Annotated in this window: 15 protein-coding genes and 1 tRNA gene; 8 read left to right on the top strand and 8 right to left on the bottom strand. The window is 38.9% G+C overall.

Annotated elements, in window-relative coordinates; genetic code table 11:
- Positions 1–216 precede the first annotated feature (216 nt).
- Both AC0L4E_RS09195 and AC0L4E_RS09190 read left to right on the top strand, forming a co-directional pair.
- Positions 217–307, top strand: a tRNA-Ser gene (locus AC0L4E_RS09195).
- A gap of 488 nt (positions 308–795) precedes the next feature.
- Positions 796–1854: a DUF2157 domain-containing protein gene (locus AC0L4E_RS09190; RefSeq protein WP_473678952.1), complete on the top strand. Its 1059-nt coding sequence runs from the start codon at positions 796–798 to the stop codon at positions 1852–1854.
- Between the two features lie 168 nt (positions 1855–2022).
- On the opposite strand, the gene yegS is transcribed toward AC0L4E_RS09190, so the two are convergent.
- The gene (gene yegS / locus AC0L4E_RS09185; RefSeq protein WP_473678951.1) at positions 2023–2943 is read right to left on the bottom strand and encodes a lipid kinase YegS; all 921 of its coding nucleotides are present in this window, start codon (positions 2941–2943) and stop codon (positions 2023–2025) included.
- A gap of 267 nt (positions 2944–3210) precedes the next feature.
- On the opposite strand from yegS, the gene AC0L4E_RS09180 reads away from it, so the two are divergent.
- The gene (locus AC0L4E_RS09180; RefSeq protein ID WP_473678950.1) at positions 3211–4983 is read left to right on the top strand and encodes a DUF885 domain-containing protein; all 1773 of its coding nucleotides are present in this window, start codon (positions 3211–3213) and stop codon (positions 4981–4983) included.
- Between the two features lie 141 nt (positions 4984–5124).
- Here AC0L4E_RS09180 and AC0L4E_RS09175 read toward each other — a convergent pair whose 3' ends face one another.
- From AC0L4E_RS09175 to AC0L4E_RS09155, 5 genes are all read right to left on the bottom strand, one after another.
- Positions 5125–5442: a hypothetical protein gene (locus tag AC0L4E_RS09175; protein WP_473678949.1), complete on the bottom strand. Its 318-nt coding sequence runs from the start codon at positions 5440–5442 to the stop codon at positions 5125–5127.
- A 78-nt stretch (positions 5443–5520) separates the two neighbouring features.
- Complete coding sequence (locus AC0L4E_RS09170; RefSeq protein WP_473678948.1) at positions 5521–5871, bottom strand: putative quinol monooxygenase; 351 nt, start codon at positions 5869–5871, stop codon at positions 5521–5523.
- A gap of 73 nt (positions 5872–5944) precedes the next feature.
- On the bottom strand, positions 5945–6430 hold the full coding sequence (locus tag AC0L4E_RS09165; protein ID WP_473678947.1) for a hypothetical protein: 486 nt from the start codon (positions 6428–6430) through the stop codon (positions 5945–5947).
- 224 nt (positions 6431–6654) lie between these two features.
- Positions 6655–7749, bottom strand: a complete 1095-nt coding sequence (gene arsB / locus AC0L4E_RS09160; RefSeq protein ID WP_473678946.1) for an ACR3 family arsenite efflux transporter — start codon at positions 7747–7749, stop codon at positions 6655–6657.
- Positions 7750–7872: 123 nt separating this feature from the next.
- On the bottom strand, positions 7873–8211 hold the full coding sequence (locus AC0L4E_RS09155; protein WP_473678945.1) for an ArsR/SmtB family transcription factor: 339 nt from the start codon (positions 8209–8211) through the stop codon (positions 7873–7875).
- Positions 8212–8592: 381 nt separating this feature from the next.
- On the opposite strand from AC0L4E_RS09155, the gene AC0L4E_RS09150 reads away from it, so the two are divergent.
- The 4 genes from AC0L4E_RS09150 (at position 8593) to AC0L4E_RS09135 (ending at position 11340) form a co-directional block, all read left to right on the top strand.
- A complete protein-coding gene (locus tag AC0L4E_RS09150; RefSeq protein WP_473678944.1) occupies positions 8593–9264 on the top strand; it encodes a response regulator transcription factor in 672 nt (223 codons plus the stop codon).
- Between the two features lie 342 nt (positions 9265–9606).
- Positions 9607–10737 carry a M14 family metallopeptidase gene (locus AC0L4E_RS09145; protein ID WP_473678943.1) on the top strand — a complete coding sequence of 377 codons (1131 nt, stop codon included), beginning with the start codon at positions 9607–9609 and terminating at the stop codon, positions 10735–10737.
- Between the two features lie 7 nt (positions 10738–10744).
- The gene (locus tag AC0L4E_RS09140) at positions 10745–11062 is read left to right on the top strand and encodes a zinc ribbon domain-containing protein (RefSeq protein ID WP_473678942.1); all 318 of its coding nucleotides are present in this window, start codon (positions 10745–10747) and stop codon (positions 11060–11062) included.
- Positions 11059–11340, top strand: a complete 282-nt coding sequence (locus AC0L4E_RS09135; protein ID WP_473678941.1) for a YeaC family protein — start codon at positions 11059–11061, stop codon at positions 11338–11340. Before AC0L4E_RS09140 ends, AC0L4E_RS09135 begins: the two co-directional genes overlap by 4 nt.
- Before the next feature lie 112 nt (positions 11341–11452).
- Here AC0L4E_RS09135 and ansA read toward each other — a convergent pair whose 3' ends face one another.
- Together ansA and sppA are read right to left on the bottom strand one after the other, a co-directional pair.
- Positions 11453–12472, bottom strand: coding sequence for an asparaginase (gene ansA / locus AC0L4E_RS09130; protein WP_473678940.1), 1020 nt, complete (start codon positions 12470–12472; stop codon positions 11453–11455).
- Between the two features lie 222 nt (positions 12473–12694).
- A complete protein-coding gene (gene sppA / locus AC0L4E_RS09125) occupies positions 12695–14536 on the bottom strand; it encodes a signal peptide peptidase SppA (protein ID WP_473678939.1) in 1842 nt (613 codons plus the stop codon).
- A 163-nt stretch (positions 14537–14699) separates the two neighbouring features.
- Between sppA and AC0L4E_RS09120 the strand changes: the two genes are divergently transcribed.
- Positions 14700–16715, top strand: a complete 2016-nt coding sequence (locus AC0L4E_RS09120) for an oxidoreductase (protein WP_473678938.1) — start codon at positions 14700–14702, stop codon at positions 16713–16715.
- Positions 16716–16761: the final 46 nt, after the last annotated feature.

Below are 16761 nucleotides of genomic sequence, written 5' to 3'. Positions count from 1 at the left end.
ATCGGCTTTTTTTAATGAAAATTGTTCTTGGTTTATGAAAGAGTCACGAAATATATAATATATTATTTCAGTACTATTTCGTGACTGTAATTACAAATGGAATAGGTTGCATGATGCTAAAAAAACATCATGATGGCGCTATGTTGAGCAAACAATCCGTTTTTTTTAATTTATGCTTTACAGCGAACCTTGAGACCCTTATTATTCTCGGCGTTCGGAGAGATGGCAGAGTGGTCGAATGCACCGGTCTTGAAAACCGGCATGGGTTTGTAGCCCATCTAGGGTTCAAATCCCTATCTCTCCGCCATATTAAGAAAAGCCCGCTATTTTATAGCGGGCTTTTTGCTTTTTGCTTTTTGAAATTTGAGTTATTTGGAAAGATATTTAAAAGGTTTGTAGCGTCTCAATGTAGGGGGCAAATCCTTATCTATCCACCATATTGATCGAAAGAGCCCGTTATTAAAAAATAGCGGGCTTTTTTGTCTCTGGATATTGAGTTTTTAATACAAATAGTTTGTAGCGTCTCAATGTAGGGTTCAAATCCTTATCTATCCATCATATTTAACGAAAGAGCCCGTTATTGAAAATAGCGGGTTTTTGCTTTCTTAATTCTAGCTCTTCGCTAAATTAAGAAAGCCAACGGAATATTGAAAGCTATGAGCTATTTTCATAATCGGGCGAGTATGTCTTAAGTAAAAGATGAAATTAGCTTCATCAAACTTGTCGGATGTTCAGCATTAAAGTAACGTGAATCATCGCTATTAATTGCTCATACGTAGAGCAGGAGAGCATGGAATGGATCTCTCACAGCAACAACTCAACGATGCCGTTGAAGAAGACATATTGACGATACAGCAAGCTAATACTCTTTGGCAATATTTACAGAATCATCCAAATCAAAAGTCCAATACTGCGATGTCGGCGCGTTTTGATTTTACCCATGTGTTGTATTACTTCGGTGGCTTTATTGCTATTGGTGCGATGACCTTGTTTATGGAGCTAGGCTGGGAGGCTTTCGGTGGCATTGGCATTGTTTCATTATCCTGTTTTTATGGTCTCATAGGTTTAGGCTTAACTCATTACTTTAAGAATAGGGAGTTAGCCATACCTGCAGGCATTTGTGCCACATTTGTTGTAGCACTAACCCCTTTAACCATTTATGGCTTACAACAAGCACTAGGGATCTGGCCCGATGATGCAGTATACCGAGACTATCATCGTTACATAAAATGGCATTGGCTTTATATGGAACTAGGAACTTTGATAGTTGGGGGGATTATTGCTTGGAAGTATAAGTATCCGTTTTTAATGATGCCAATTGCTATTACGCTTTGGTATTTAACAATGGATTTAACAGCTATGCTAAATGGTGGCGACTACAGCTGGGAGCTTCGTAAAATAGTATCTTTATATACTGGTTTATTAATGATCGCATTAGCATTCTGGATTGATATTCGTTCTCGCTACAAAGCTGATTATGCTTTTTGGATATATTTATTTGGAATACTGGCCTTTTGGGGTGCTTTAACTTCAATGAACTCTGATTCAGAATGGAGTAAGTTTTTCTATTTTTGTATCAATATGGCCATGATTGTGAGCGGTGCGATGCTGGTCCGAAGAGTGTTTGTCGTTTTCGGCGCTATCGGTAGCTTTATTTACATTGAGCATCTTGCATCAAGTATATTTAAAGACAGTTGGTTATTTCCAATCAGTTTAACGATTATCGGCTTAGGCATAATATTCCTCGGTATTTTATGGCAAAAGCACGAACAGTCCATTAGTAGTAAAGCTCGTAAGATATTACCGCAATCATTAAAAGAATTACTGGAGTCTAGGGCGAGCAGAAGTTGCTAGATTAAAATGATCAAGAGCTAATAGCGAAATAATTTGGGGTGTAATTTAGCTAATTTTGTATTGAAAATTACCCCTAAGATATTAAACCAATAGCAACGAATAGTTTTATTTGCTCCTAAAGGCATGACTAATATCATCAAGGGTAAAATAGGATGATGTGTTAATAAACTATACTAGTATCGGACTCGATTGCGGTAAAACAAACTCAATTGCATTAGGTTTTACTTCAAAGCGAACTTGCTCACAATGATAAGGTTCACCATCAAGGTTTAGAGGCAAGGTTAATGGGAAGTCGATCTCTAACCAGCGAGTTTGAAAGTGAAAACAAAATTCGCCATCGGTGGTAGAGGAGCTAATTTCTTCAATGACTTTTGGTAAGTCTAAGGGAGTAAATCCTTTTAATAAGGTGACATCCATTAAGCCATCGTTAATTTTGGCATCAGGTGCAAGCACTTGTCCGCCACCAGCTTGGCGTCCATTGCACATTGCCCCTACGACAATATTACCACTGAAACTACCTTTATCGGTTTTAATGGTGCCTTCATAAGGTTTAAAGCCAATGGCTTTAGCTAAACCTGTAAGGGTATAAGCTCCACCGCCAAGAAAATCTTTTAATTCAACAGGTGTTTCAGCGGTCACTTGTGCACCAAAGCCAGCTGCTGCGACATTAATAAAGTGGCGATCGTTAGCGGCGATTAAATCGATCGCTGATGCTTCTCCTGTCATAGCAAAGGATAAAGCTTGAGTTATTCCAGTTGGGATTTGGGCTGAGGTTGCAAAGTCATTGGCTGTGCCAAGTGGTAACACGGCAACCTCTGGTAATATCAGCTGCGCTTCTTTATGTTTGGCTTGTAAGTGCATTAAGGCTGTTACTGCTTCGTTGAGTGAGCCATCGCCACCACCAATGATTATTCTATCAAAACCGGCATTTATCGATTCTTGAATCAAACGCTCCATATCAGCGCCTTCCCAAGTGACTTTTACAGCTAAGTCATAACCTTGCTCTCTCAATGAATAAACAGCTGTACGTATTTCAGGTATACCCGCTTTTTTACCATTAAGAATAAGACTGAATCGTTTTGCTGCCATTATGTTTTCCTTTTCAAACATTATAAAGATTTTGCTCATTTATTTAGTTAATAATTCAGTTGTACCAGTTTCGAGTTGTCACTAGATCAAGCACAACTAAAAGATGTCACAAAAGATGTCAAATATAGGAATTGAGCTGAAATTTATTTAAGTTCATGATTTACTTATGCCACAAAAAAGTTAACAACAAAATGCTAATCGGTTTATTAAAGCAAATTAGTTAAAAATAATAATAAAATTATCACATTGATTAAAGGAAGCCAGACAATGAAAAAAGCTGCAATCTCACTTGCTGTTGTACTTGGAATAGGTGCATTAGCAGGATGTAATAGTGCTACCACTCAAAGTGAAACCGTCACTGCCGCTGAGCAAGTTCAATTAAATTTTGCGGATTTTTCTGATGGGTTCATTAATGATTTATGGCAATGGTCACCAACTTGGGCACTATACAGTGGCAAGCATGTTAATGACGGCTATTTGGAAGTACCAAATGATGCTGCTCGTGCAAAAACATTAGCGTTTGTAAATACTCAGCAAACTAAGTTGTTAGCGTTTGATAAAAGCACATTAAGTACCAATGATTTGATTGATTATGAATTAATTTCAAACTTATTAGCCAGCATCAAATGGCAGCAAGAGCGCTTTAAAGCGTGGCAGTGGAATCCTTCACAATACAATGTAGCAGGCGGGTTTGCTCAGATCATTAACGAAGATTTTGCGCCTTTGGATGAAAGACTTAAGTCTGTGGTTGCGCGTTTAGAAAATGTACCTGCTTATTATCAAGCTGCCCAAGCAAATATAGACAACCCAACCATTGAACATACTCAACTAGCAATTATGCAAAACCAAGGTGCTTTTTCAGTACTGTCTGATGATCTTGCTCAAAAAGTTGCGGACTCTGGTTTAACTCAAGCTGACAAAGACCTATTTACCCATCGTTTTGAACTAGCCAAAACAGCAGTAACTGAGCACATTGAATGGTTAACTCAGCTTGAAGCTAAACTTGAAAAAGAAGGCGCGCGTAGCTTTAGAATTGGTGAAGAGTTGTATGAAGAAAAATTTGCCTTAGATATTCAAGCAGGCATGTCAGGCAAAGCACTATTTGAAAAAGCGACCGCTGATAAACATCGCGTTCAAGCGGAAATGGCAAAGATCACCAATGACATTTGGTCTAAGTACATTGATACCCCTAAACCACAAGATGACAATGTGGCCATTAAGCAACTCATTGATGTGTTATCAGTTAAACACGTAAAGCGCGAAGACTTTGTAGATGAAGTCAGAGCACAAATCCCTGAGTTAGTGAAATTCGTAAACGAGAAACAACTGATGACGCTAGATCCCTCAAAGCCATTAGTTGTACGTGAAACCCCAGAGTATATGCGTGGTTTTGCTGGTGCATCAATCAGTGCGCCTGGCCCGTATGAAAAGGATGCGAATACTTATTACAATGTGACACCTCTTGATGGTATGAGTGACGAATCAGCAGAGAGTTATTTGCGTGAATATAACCACTGGATTTTACAAGTGCTCAATATTCATGAAGCGATCCCTGGTCACTACACTCAACTAGTGTATTCAAATGAGTCACCAAGTTTAGTGAAAAGCCTATTCGGTAATGGTGCAATGGTTGAAGGCTGGGCAGTTTATACTGAGCGTATGATGCTTGAAGAAGGCTATGGTGATTTTGAACCTGAAATGTGGTTGATGTATTACAAGTGGAACTTACGCGTCATTGCCAACACCATTTTAGATTACAGCATTCAAGTGAATGGCATGACAGAAGAGCAGGCTATCGACTTAATGACCAACGAAGCATTCCAACAACAAGCTGAAGCAGAAGGTAAGTGGCGCCGTGCAACATTAAGCCAAGTACAACTAACTAGCTATTACTCTGGCTATCGTGAAATTTACGATTTACGAGAAGAGTTAAAACTAGCTCAAAAAGAAGACTTTGATTTAAAAGAATTCCATGAAAAGTTCTTAAGCTATGGTAGTGCACCTGTTAAGTACATTAAACAGTTGATGACCAATAAGTAACTTAGTTACGGGTTAGTTCACATCAAAAAGCCGACTGAATAAAGTCGGCTTTTTTGTGCCTATATTTTACCCATGTCAGTCACCTAAATACCTTGATGGGATTTGTGCTTGTGTTCGAGCCTGAGATTGGGTAAATATCTATCATTTAAGCTGATATTTGTTTGAAATGTATAAACTAAACAAAGATAAAATTGCAGCGCAGATTACCCAAAACAACACGGTAGCCATTATTACCGCAAATGACGTATCCATTACGCTAAATTCGCCATAAACGATATCAGGTTCAACTATAAGGTGGCCTAGACCTAACTGAAGCGGAATATTTGTCCAAAATGCTAATGACATAATCAGTAGCGCAGGTTCCAATCCAATGGGGATTAAAATATGTGCGATTATTGGCGGCGAATTTAGTAACAGCGCCAAAATAAGCAGTCTTTTGAAAAATAATGGGTAAGTCATCGTATTCAATTCCTTTTGAATAAATCGTAAAGCTGGATAATAGGTAATCAAAAATAAACAGTGCTTTATTCAGCGTCTCTATTCATAGATTGGTGCATCATAGTGATAACCTTCGTCTGAGTATGCCGTTACTTTGGCATCTTCTACTAAACCTGATTCTGCTTGAACTTGGGTTTCAAAGAAATGTTGAATTTGTTTTCTACGCCCATGTGCTGCCCAAGACTCGGCGTTGTCCCAAATTTCGTTGAATACAATTGGGTATTCGTTTCTGGTTGCACTTGGGTGATCGATTTGTCGAGTCAGCATATATTGAATGCATCCTTGTTCACGATATGAGTCAGGTTCAAGTGCTTTAAGAATGTCAAATAACTCAGCTTCTTTGCCTGCTTTAGGCTTAAATTGTGCTAATACGTATACGCGACTACTCATGATATTTGCCTTTTTTTTGTAAATAATACAAGATTAAAATGCTGTTAATTGAAACTCAATTACTACGCTGATTTTATGATGGTTTATTTAGCCAGTCTTGCCATGAAATCGTTCGCCCAGGAAATGCGACTTGAGTATAGTGCCATTCATCATTAAGCCAGTTTTTTATTGTTTGAAACAATATACACTCTTGTTCAATACTATCGTTTCGTATCCAAAAATGAACCACACATTGATATTGTGAAAAGTCACTTGGGTCGATGTAAATTGAGCCTAGGCACTGAGTTTTCGCCAAATTAAAAACTGAATAAGCAAAAGCTGTTCGTGCTTCGAATTCTTGTTTATGCACGTTAAGACTAATGATGTTTTGCTCTAGTGTCATGTCTTGTTCAGGCCAATTTGAATGAGGCCCGAAGATACCTTGCAAAGAGTCTAGGCTTGACATAACGGCTTCATAATCTAATTCAGCAATATCTTCATTTAGAGGGATAATATGGAAATGTTCTGTATTGTGTATTAACGGCACTATAAATGATGTAGACACTAATGATTTTGCCATTTCGCAACCTTTTTAATGAAAGACCTATTCAATACAGTAGGCTCGTAGAGTTTATCAACAAATTTATTAACTTACAGAGTTTATGATATTTTTAGACCGCTATTCGTTACTGTAAACATTGTTACAAACAAAGGTAAATAAAAAGCAAGCCATTAAAATAATGACTCGCTTTGCTAATTGAACATCGCAATGACTTACTAAGATTAACCAATAACTAGCTAAAATTAATTGGCATTTAATTCACTAACTTTCTTCGCTGCTAATTTTGCTTCTGATTTCGCTTTCATCCTAAGGGCGATATTAACGAGTGCAATTAATACAGGCACTTCGATTAATGGTCCAATAACACCGGCAAACGCTTGGTCAGAATGGATCCCAAACACAGCGATAGAGACTGCAATGGCGAGTTCAAAGTTGTTACCGGTTGCAGTGAAAGCAATCGAGGCGTTTTTGTCATAAGGTATCCCCATTCTGTCGCCAATAAAGAAACTGATAAAGAACATCAAAATGAAGTAAATACCCAGAGGTAAAGCGACTCTTAGCACATCCATTGGCAGCTCAAGGATCATGTCTCCTTTTAAACTGAACATCAATACAATGGTACCCAATAACGCAATTAAGGTAATTGGCGATATCTTTGGAATAAACACTTCGTTGTACCATTGCTCACCGTTACGGGCGACCAGTATTTTACGGCTTAAAAAGCCAGCTAGAAAAGGAATACCTAGATAAATCAGTACGCTTTGAGCTATGTCTGCCATTGAGATATCAACCACAAAACCTTCATAGCCAAATATTGGTGGTAATACCGTAATAAATAACCATGCCATTACGCTATAAGTTAAGATTTGAAACACGCTATTGATTGCAACAAGTGCTGCGCCTAACTCTTTATTGCCACCGCCAATATCATTCCAAACCAATACCATGGCGATACAACGTGCTATTCCAATTAAAATAATTCCGACCATATAGCCAGGGTAATCACTTAGAAAAGTTATCGCTAAGATAAACATTAAGATTGGTCCGACAATCCAATTCATGATTAATGACAAGGTAATGGCTTGTTTATCTTTAGTGACTTTACCTAGCAAGCGATAATCAACTTTAGCCAGCGGTGGATACATCATTAAAATAAGGCCAATTGCCAGCGGTATATTTGTACTTCCCACACTCATCGAGTTGGTGATTTGTTCAACCTGTGGAAATAGGGCACCAATAGACACACCAACTGCCATGGCAACGAATATCCATAGGGTTAAGTAGCGATCAAGAAAACTCATTTTCTTGGTGGCAGAGTCAGTAATCATTTCACTCATGGTTTTTTCTCTTTGTTTGTATATTCGAATAAGCTGTTTCGTTTATCGTCGAAAGACGATTTAATAGCTTGAAATCTTCTATAAAATTAAAAGATTTTTCGAATACCTTGTTTATCTAGTTAGTTAAAATAATCGATCAAATTGCTGTTGATAATTATTAAGTGCTTGTCGGTTGATGCGATAACAAATTTTAGGTGGATTAGGTTCGGCATTTATAAAACCTGCTTGTTTTAAAATACGAATATGTTCTGACACTGTGGATTGCGCCAAACCCACTTCAGCTACTAAATCGCTACTTAAACAACCGCCGAGTTCATCCAAGTTAAACAGTATTTTAAGAATCCTTATACGGGCAGGGTGGGCCATCGCTTTAGCTTGAGCGGCAAATGACTTCTCATTATTTAATTGCTGCTCTGTGACTTTAAAAGCGGCAGCTGATCTTTGGCTGCAATCTTGTGTCATAGCGTACATTCCTATTAATTTAGATGAGCTAGAAACTAACCATCGATCCAACGCATATCGGTAAAGAACTTGTTTTGGTTTAGACTTGATTCTACATCTGTTTTATTCAACATTTTTAAGCTTAAATAATTTACTCACTAATAGTATGAGTGGCTTACTTGAACTTAGTCATTAGTTGATCTTTATAGTTAATCGTCGATTAACGATAAATGTATACCCATCAATTAATGTTTGCAATGATTAATTACAAACTAGGGAATATTCATTCAATTAAAAGATCAAAAGATAACTTGGCTCGCAAATTTACATTAATTAACTAGTAATAATGCAGTGACGATGATAATCTAAATGGTAATTGTTCTCGTTTAGATTAAGACCGTTATGAAAAAGATTCTCTTGATTGATCAACAGCTCACAAATAGCTTGCACCTATGCCAACAAATGGAATCGATGGGATATGAAATTCACATCGTCGATAATGGCTTTAATGCGCTGGTGGAATTAGAGAGACACGAATTTGAAGTTATTCTTTTAGATTACAATGTCCCGAAGATGGATTCATTTTGGTTACTCATGGCTAAGCACTGTCAGACTCCAGTCATCGTGTTGGCTAACAACAATGTAGATCAAGAACGCATTAATGCATTTGAACAAGGTGCAGATGATTACATATCTGCACCTTTCAACGTCAAAGAGTTGTTATTGAGAGTCAATGTACTTCGACGTCGCAGTGAAAAGGTTGTTCATCAATCAGATTTTGATGATATTTTATTTGAAGACGTAAACAATACAGTCATGCTCAATACTCAGCATTTAAAATTGACTCAAACTGAATACCGTTTGTTTAAGTACTTGTTCCAACGTAAAGGCGAGGTGGTTACTAAAGCAGAGTTGCAAATGCGAGTATTGCACAAAGAATTAGGTGAGTTTGATCGTAACCTTGATATGCACATCAGCAATACACGCCGGAAGATGGCTAAAAAGTCTTTACCTCGCGAGTTAATCAACACTGTGCGAGGTAAAGGTTATTGTTTTAGTCCTATTTTGATTTAAAGCTTTTATTACAATGCTGTAAGTCGCAGTATTTAAGTTTTTGCCGACAGCCAAACTTACTATGAAAACTACGGACAAAGTTTAAAATCATTTCGTTGTAAAGAATCTCATAATGCCGAATACCTGCATATTCGGCATTTCTGTATTTGAATCCACTACATTCATTATTTTTAGATAGCTTATACTGTGATGCTTTGTTTGTATTACTGCCATATTATGACTAAAACCTGACATAATTTGAGCAGATGTTTAGCAGTTGTTCACCATTTGATTTTATTGAGTAACGGCATTTGATAAGATGCTGGCATAAAAATCGATAATAACCTTACATAAGGAAGTCCTATGCGTATTAGCGCGAATTTTGATGGTGGCAACATTGAGACTATCAATCTAGACAAGCACGATGACATTCAATTGGCTATCAGACCTGATGAAGGCGGTGAGTTCTATCAATGGTTCAACTTCCGTATGGAAGGTGAAATCGGTCAAACTTATAATTTAAACATCATGAATGCTGGTACAGCGTCTTATCCTAAAGGTTGGGAAGACTATCAAGCTGTAGCGAGCTACGATCGCCAACACTGGTTTCGTCTACCAACTAGCTACCAAGATGGTAAGTTAACGATTCAAGTTGATTTAGACTGTGAAGCGATACAAATTGCATACTTTGCGCCATACAGCTATGAGCGCCATTTAGATTTAATTAGCTCAGTGCAATTACACCCATCTGTAAGCCTTGAAAATTTAGGTTTAACACTTGATGGCCGTGACATGAGCTTGCTTAAAATCGGTGATAACGACCCAGCTAAAAAGAACATTTGGATTACTGCAAGACAGCATCCCGGTGAGACAATGGCAGAGTGGTTAATTGAAGGTTTATTAAACCAGCTGTTAGACAGTGATTGCCCAACAGCGAAACTGTTATTGGATAAAGCTAACTTTTACATTGTGCCAAACATGAATCCTGATGGCAGTGTAAGAGGCCATTTACGTACTAATGCGGTTGGTACTAACTTAAACCGTGAGTGGCAGTCGCCGAGTCTAGAGCGAAGCCCTGAAGTGTATTACGTTACCAACAAGATGAAAGAGACTGGTGTAGATTTATTCTATGATGTCCACGGTGATGAAGGCTTACCTTACGTGTTTGTTGCAGGTTGTGAAGGCGCACCGAATTACACTCCGCATATGGCTAAGTTACAAGAGCAGTTCCTAGCTGCATTAGGCATGGCAAGTGCCGATTTCCAAACTAAATACGGATATGACAAAGATGAGCCTGGACAAGCGAACTTAACGGTTGGTTCTAACTGGGTAGGTAATACATTTAAATGTCTTGCAAACACGTTAGAAATGCCATTTAAAGATAATGACAATTTACCAGATCCTGTTGTAGGTTGGTCTCCAGCACGTTGTGAATACCTAGGTGAAGCATCGCTAGTAGCTATGCTTGCTGTTGTTGATAATTTAACAGAGTAATCCAGTTATGGCGTTAATTGAATGTCCTTCATGTCAAAAGCGTATTTCTAGTAAAGCGAAAGAATGCTCTCATTGCCGTTCTAAAACTGACGGTGATAACGAATCTGTTCGTATTATTAGTCATATTCAGCAATCAAATAAGTTAATGACCCACAGTTTTGTGTTTTTAACTTTATTTATTGCAGGTGTGGTGATTTGGTTTTGGGGCGGTGAAACTGCAACTGGTATTCAGTCTTATATAGCAACAGGCTGTTTTGTTTTTGGTTTTGTTGGCTATAGTGTTACTCGTGCCAGAATTGTATTACATAAACGGAAAAGCGTATGAATGATATCAATAAAGTCATCGATGACATGCCTGAAGAAGTTTATCATCGTCTTCGTTCAGCCGCTGAAACAGGAAAGTGGGACGACGGTACAGTGTTATCGGATGAGCAAAAAGAATCCACTTTGCAGGTCGTTATGCTCTATCAAGCTCGTAAATTATCCCAGACTGATCATTTTACGATTGGCGCTGGTGGTAAAATTAATGAGTTATCTAAGTCTGAACTCAAAAAAGAATTTCGCGGTGAATCAATTGCAGAGTTTAAAGAGTCGGATATTTAGTACATAATTCACAGCTTGCAATGAATATTTTGCTAAACAAAAATAAAAGCCGCATTGATAAATGCGGCTTTTTTATAACATATTTACAATAGTTTAAATCTATTTGTACAGGTTACTCGGTAAGTTCGCCTAATAAGTTTCTCTTCATTGCCGACTTTACTTCACTTGCTGTTAAATCTTTTGATAGTAAATAGTGAAGCTTAGCTAATGCCGCTTCGATGGTCATGTCAGAGCCGCTAATCACTCCAGCTTGTTCCAGAGCATTACCTGTCGCATAACCGCCCATATTGACCTTACCTTGGAAACATTGCGTTAGGTTCACAATGACAATTCCACGTTCATCAGCTTGTTTTAGCGTATCTAACAGCGCCTTATCTTGTGGTGCATTTCCGACGCCAAAAGTAAGAAGGATTAATGCTTTAACAGGTTGCATTAAAATATTGGCAAAAATTTCGGTAGATATTCCCGGATAAAGTGTAATCACTCCCACAGGTTGCGGGCTGATATTTATCACTTCAAGAGGCATCAATGGTGCTTCATTGGGTTCAGTGACTTTACCGGCTCGTAGATTTATCTTTATACCTGCTTCCAGTAACAGCGGGAAGTTAGGTGATGCAAATGCATCAAAACCGTCAGCATGGGCTTTGGTTGAACGGTTACCGCGGAACAGTTTGTTATTAAAAAATAAGCAGACTTCAGCAACAGGGTAATTAGCTGCGATATACAGTGAGTTCAGTAAGTTTGTTTGGCCATCTGAGCGAAGTTGAGCTAACGGTATTTGCGAACCTGTCACAATCACTGGCTTTGATAGGCCTTGTAGCATAAATGATAATGCAGAGGCGGTATACGCCATGGTGTCGGTGCCATGCAAGATGACAAAGCCATCATACTTTTCGTAATTATCTTTAATGTCATTAGCAATCAATTGCCAGTCTGTCGGAGCCATATTAGATGAGTCAATTAACGGCGAGTACTCATTAATAACAAAGCTTGGCATCTCTTCATGATAAAACTCAGGCATAGATTTTACGCAGTCAGTTAAAAAGCCTGCCACGGGTGCAAAGCCGTGGTCAGTTTTGCGCATACCTATGGTACCGCCAGTGTAGGCGACATATATAGAACGTTTTGTCATTGAAGTCGGTTCTCAGAACTGGAAATTATTAGATCTGCAAATTATACGTCTTAGATTAACTAAAACCCAATAAAAATGCCCGCAATGCGGGCATTTTTGAATATTATTCAATTTGAGCAGTTTAGCCTAACAAACCTTAAGGTTTGTGCTGGTCAAATTTAAGCTTATTATTTAGTTAATTCTTTCAACTAATCGCTGTCCATAATTGTTGTAACTGCATTACTAGTAATTGCAGTGTTCGCAATATAAGTACATGCCATTAGGATCATCAAACATGGTGAACTCTTCAATGACAGATGACCATTCGCTGAATAGCTGTTCAAGCATCGGTGATTGAGTTGAAGCTGCTGGCAGGTATGGCGATGCTGTGGCTAACATTTTCTGAACAAATACTTCTTCTGTTGAGAGTTCTCGTTCAATTATTTTGGTATCAAATTTTTCGATTTCAGCAAGTGCAGCCGCTTTTGCTACAGCGCTATCAATATCACCTAGTTCGTCTACTAAACCCAGTTCAACAGCGCGAGTACCTGACCAGACACGGCCTTGAGCGATACGGTCAACTTGTTCTAAGCTCATGTTACGTTCTTCAGCAACCAATGAGATAAATTCATGATAGCCATGTTCGATGTGACGTTGTACAACGGCTGATACGTTTGGATCTAAAGCGCGTGTTGCTGAAATACCAGCCCATTCTGAGGTCGAAACACCATCAGAATTAATGCCCCAATTTGAAAGAACTTTCTCAAAGGTGGCAAACATACCAAAAATACCAATTGAACCGGTTAATGTCGTTGGCGTAGCGTAAATATAATCAGCACTGGCTGAAATCCAATAACCCCCCGATGCTGCAAGGCTACCCATACTCACTACAACAGGCTTGCCTGCATCTTTTAATGCTATGACTTCTTGGCGGATTTTCTCTGAAGCAAACGCGCTGCCACCAGGGCTGTCGACTCGTAAAACCACGGCTTTGACTTTGTCATCAAAGCGGGCTTTTTTAAGTAATGCCGAAGTGCTTTCGCCACCAATTTGACCAGCTTGTTGCTTGCCATTAAGAATATTGCCTTTAGCCACAATTATGCCAACAGAATCTTGCTCAATTAGACTAGGTATTGGTTTTACAGCTGCATAATAATCTGAGAATGAAATCTGTTTAAATGATTCGCCATCTTTGTTTGTACCGACTTTGTCTACCATGGCTAAACGGAATGCTTCATCAGATACCAGTTCATCAACCCATTTCATATTTAAGGCTAATTGCGCAGAGTCACCTGATACATTATCAAGTTCGGTTAAGTAGCGCTGCGGGTTTAATACTATGTCGTTTTCGTTAATGTCACGGTTTGATGCCACGATAGATTCATAGTTTTGCCAAATATCATTCAGTAATGCACTGCTTGCTTCTTTAGCTGGGGCAGACATGTCATCACGAATGAAAGGTTCTACTGCAGACTTGAAGGTACCAACACGGAACACGTGAGTGCTGACATTTAATTTGTCTAGCGCAGATTTATAAAATAAACGGTAACTACTTAAGCCTTCCAAAGAAACAGCACCTTTATTATTGAGATAAATGCTATTGGCGTAACTGGCAAGGAAGTATTGGTTTTGCTCATAAGAGTTACCAAATGCCACAACTGTTTTACCAGATTCTTTAAAGTTATTAAGTGCCTCACCTATGGCTGTCATTTTACTGATCCCGCCAGCACGTAAATTACTCATTTGAAGGACTATTGTATTGATGCGTGGGTCTTGGGTGGCACTGTCTATGACATAAATGATGTCAGAAAGCAGAACTTCGCCTTCAGGATCATTACCCTTTCCTTGTTTGAATAGGGCCTCTATAGGATCAACATGACGTTTTTGATCAACAATGCTGCCAGCAAGGTTTAACACTAAAGCTGATTGATCTTCAACAACGATTTCATCATCTGCGCTCAGTGCTACAACAATAATGGCAATGAAACCGAAGAAAATTAAATTAAGGATGATTTTGCGAATACCGTTAATGGTTTTCCAAATCAGGGTGAAGATTCGTTTTATAATTGATGGTTTGGCGGACATTAGCCACTCCTATAACATTCTAATAGTGTAATGCTAACTGATTATGAGCGGCTTTGGTAAATTGAATTGTAACGGTTTTTAACAATAGCCTTGTTAAAGCATTGAGCTTATTAATTACACGTTGTATGCTAGTTTAAATCACTTGTTTAAAAAGGATGTTTGAATGTCGTTCCCACATTTATTAGAACCCTTAGATTTAGGCTTCACTCAGTTAAAGAACAGAGTGCTGATGGGCTCAATGCACACAGGTCTAGAAGAAGAAAAGGGCGGATTTGAGAAACTGGCCGCATTTTATAAAGAACGAGCAGCGGGTGGCTGTGGTTTGATTGTCACTGGTGGTATTGCACCGAATTTTCGTGGCCGCTTAGCGCCACATGCTTGTCAGTTAAGTTTTCCGTGGCAAGTGCGTAAACATCGCATTGTAACTGATGCTGTTCATGAAGCAGACGGCAAAATCTGTATGCAAATATTGCATGCAGGTCGTTATGGTTATCATCCTTTCACTCAAGCTCCGAGTAAAATTAAGTCACCAATCACTCCCTTTACGCCATCTAAAATGTCTGCAAGACAGGTAAGAGGGACGATAGACGATTACGCCACCAGCGCCAAACTAGCTAAAAAAGCAGGATATGACGGTGTTGAAGTCATGGGCTCTGAAGGTTATTTGATTAACCAATTTATTAGTTCACGTACTAATACACGTACCGATGAGTGGGGTGGTGGCTTTATTCAGCGCGCTCGCTTTCCACTTGAAATAATTAAAGCGATACGTGAAAAAGTTGGTAATGATTTTATTATTATTTTCCGTCTTTCAATGCTGGATTTAGTTGATAACGGTTCGACTTGGGATGAAGTCGTCAAACTGGCTAAATGGCTTGAAAAAGCGGGTGTTAGCATCATCAACACGGGCATTGGCTGGCATGAAGCGCGCGTTCCAACGATTTCTACTAGCGTTCCTCGTGGAGCATTTTCTTGGGTTACTGAAAAACTGAAATCTGAGGTATCTGTACCTTTGATTGCTACAAACCGTATCAATACGCCTGAAATCGGTGAATCTATTATTGCTTCTGGTCAAGCAGATATGGTGTCAATGGCGCGTCCATTCCTTGCTGATGCAGAGTTTGTAAACAAAGCGGCGGCTGGAACCAGTGAGTTAATTAACACTTGTATTGGCTGTAACCAAGCTTGTTTAGATCATACATTCTCGTTAAAGCGTGCTACATGTTTAGTTAACCCTCGTGCTTGTTATGAGACCGAAATTAATTTCACCCCAACACTAAATAAAAAACGTTTAGCTGTTATGGGCGCTGGCCCTGCAGGTATGGCGTTTTCTGTTTATGCGGCATCCCGCGGTCATGAAGTAGTTGTTTTTGAAGCTAAACCAGAAGTTGGCGGTCAGTTTAATTTAGCCCGTAAAATTCCTGGTAAAGAAGAGTTTGATGAAACAATCCGCTATTTCACTAATCAAATGAAACTGAATAATGTTGAATTACGCCTTAACACACGTTTAGATGCGGAAGTGTTTACTCAAGAAAAATTTGATGAAGTGATTATTGCATCAGGTGTAGTACCTCGTGCACTAGATTTACCTGGTTTTGATAATCCAAGAGTGGTTGATTATCAGCAGGTACTAAAAGGCGAAGTGTATATTGGTGAAAAGGTCGCCTTAATTGGTGCTGGCGGGATTGGTTTTGATATAGCCCATTTCTTGTGCGAACAAGAGTCAACCACATTACAGCCTGATAAATGGCTTAAACAATGGGGTATTGATAAGGACTACGAACATGCAGGTGGGTTAATGGATGTTCAGCAACATAAGCCATTACGTGAAGTGCACTTACTGCAACGTAAAACCACTAAAATGGGTAAAGGTTTAGGGAAAACTACAGGTTGGATCCATCGTAGTGTATTGAAACAACACCAAGTTAAAATGAAAACCGGTGTGAGCTACGAAAAGTTTGATGAACAAGGTTTACATATTAAAGTCGGTGAACAGTCTGAAATTCTCGCTGTTGATAATGTCGTCTTGTGTGCAGGCCAAGAATCAAACCGCACATTAGTTGATGATATGAAAGCCACTGGGCTTCCAGTTCACTTAATTGGTGGGGTTGACGTTGCTGCTGAACTTGATGCAAAACGTGCAATTCGCCAGGGTGCTGAGCTGGCCATGACGATTTAACCCTGTATTAAATCACTTAGTTGTCGATAAAAACCTAGCCTTTTGC

The sequence above is a fragment of the Shewanella sp. GJ50-10 genome (genome assembly GCF_055808815.1).
Note: the sequence above shows the minus strand (reverse complement) of the source record. Positions and strands in the feature narration are given on the sequence as shown.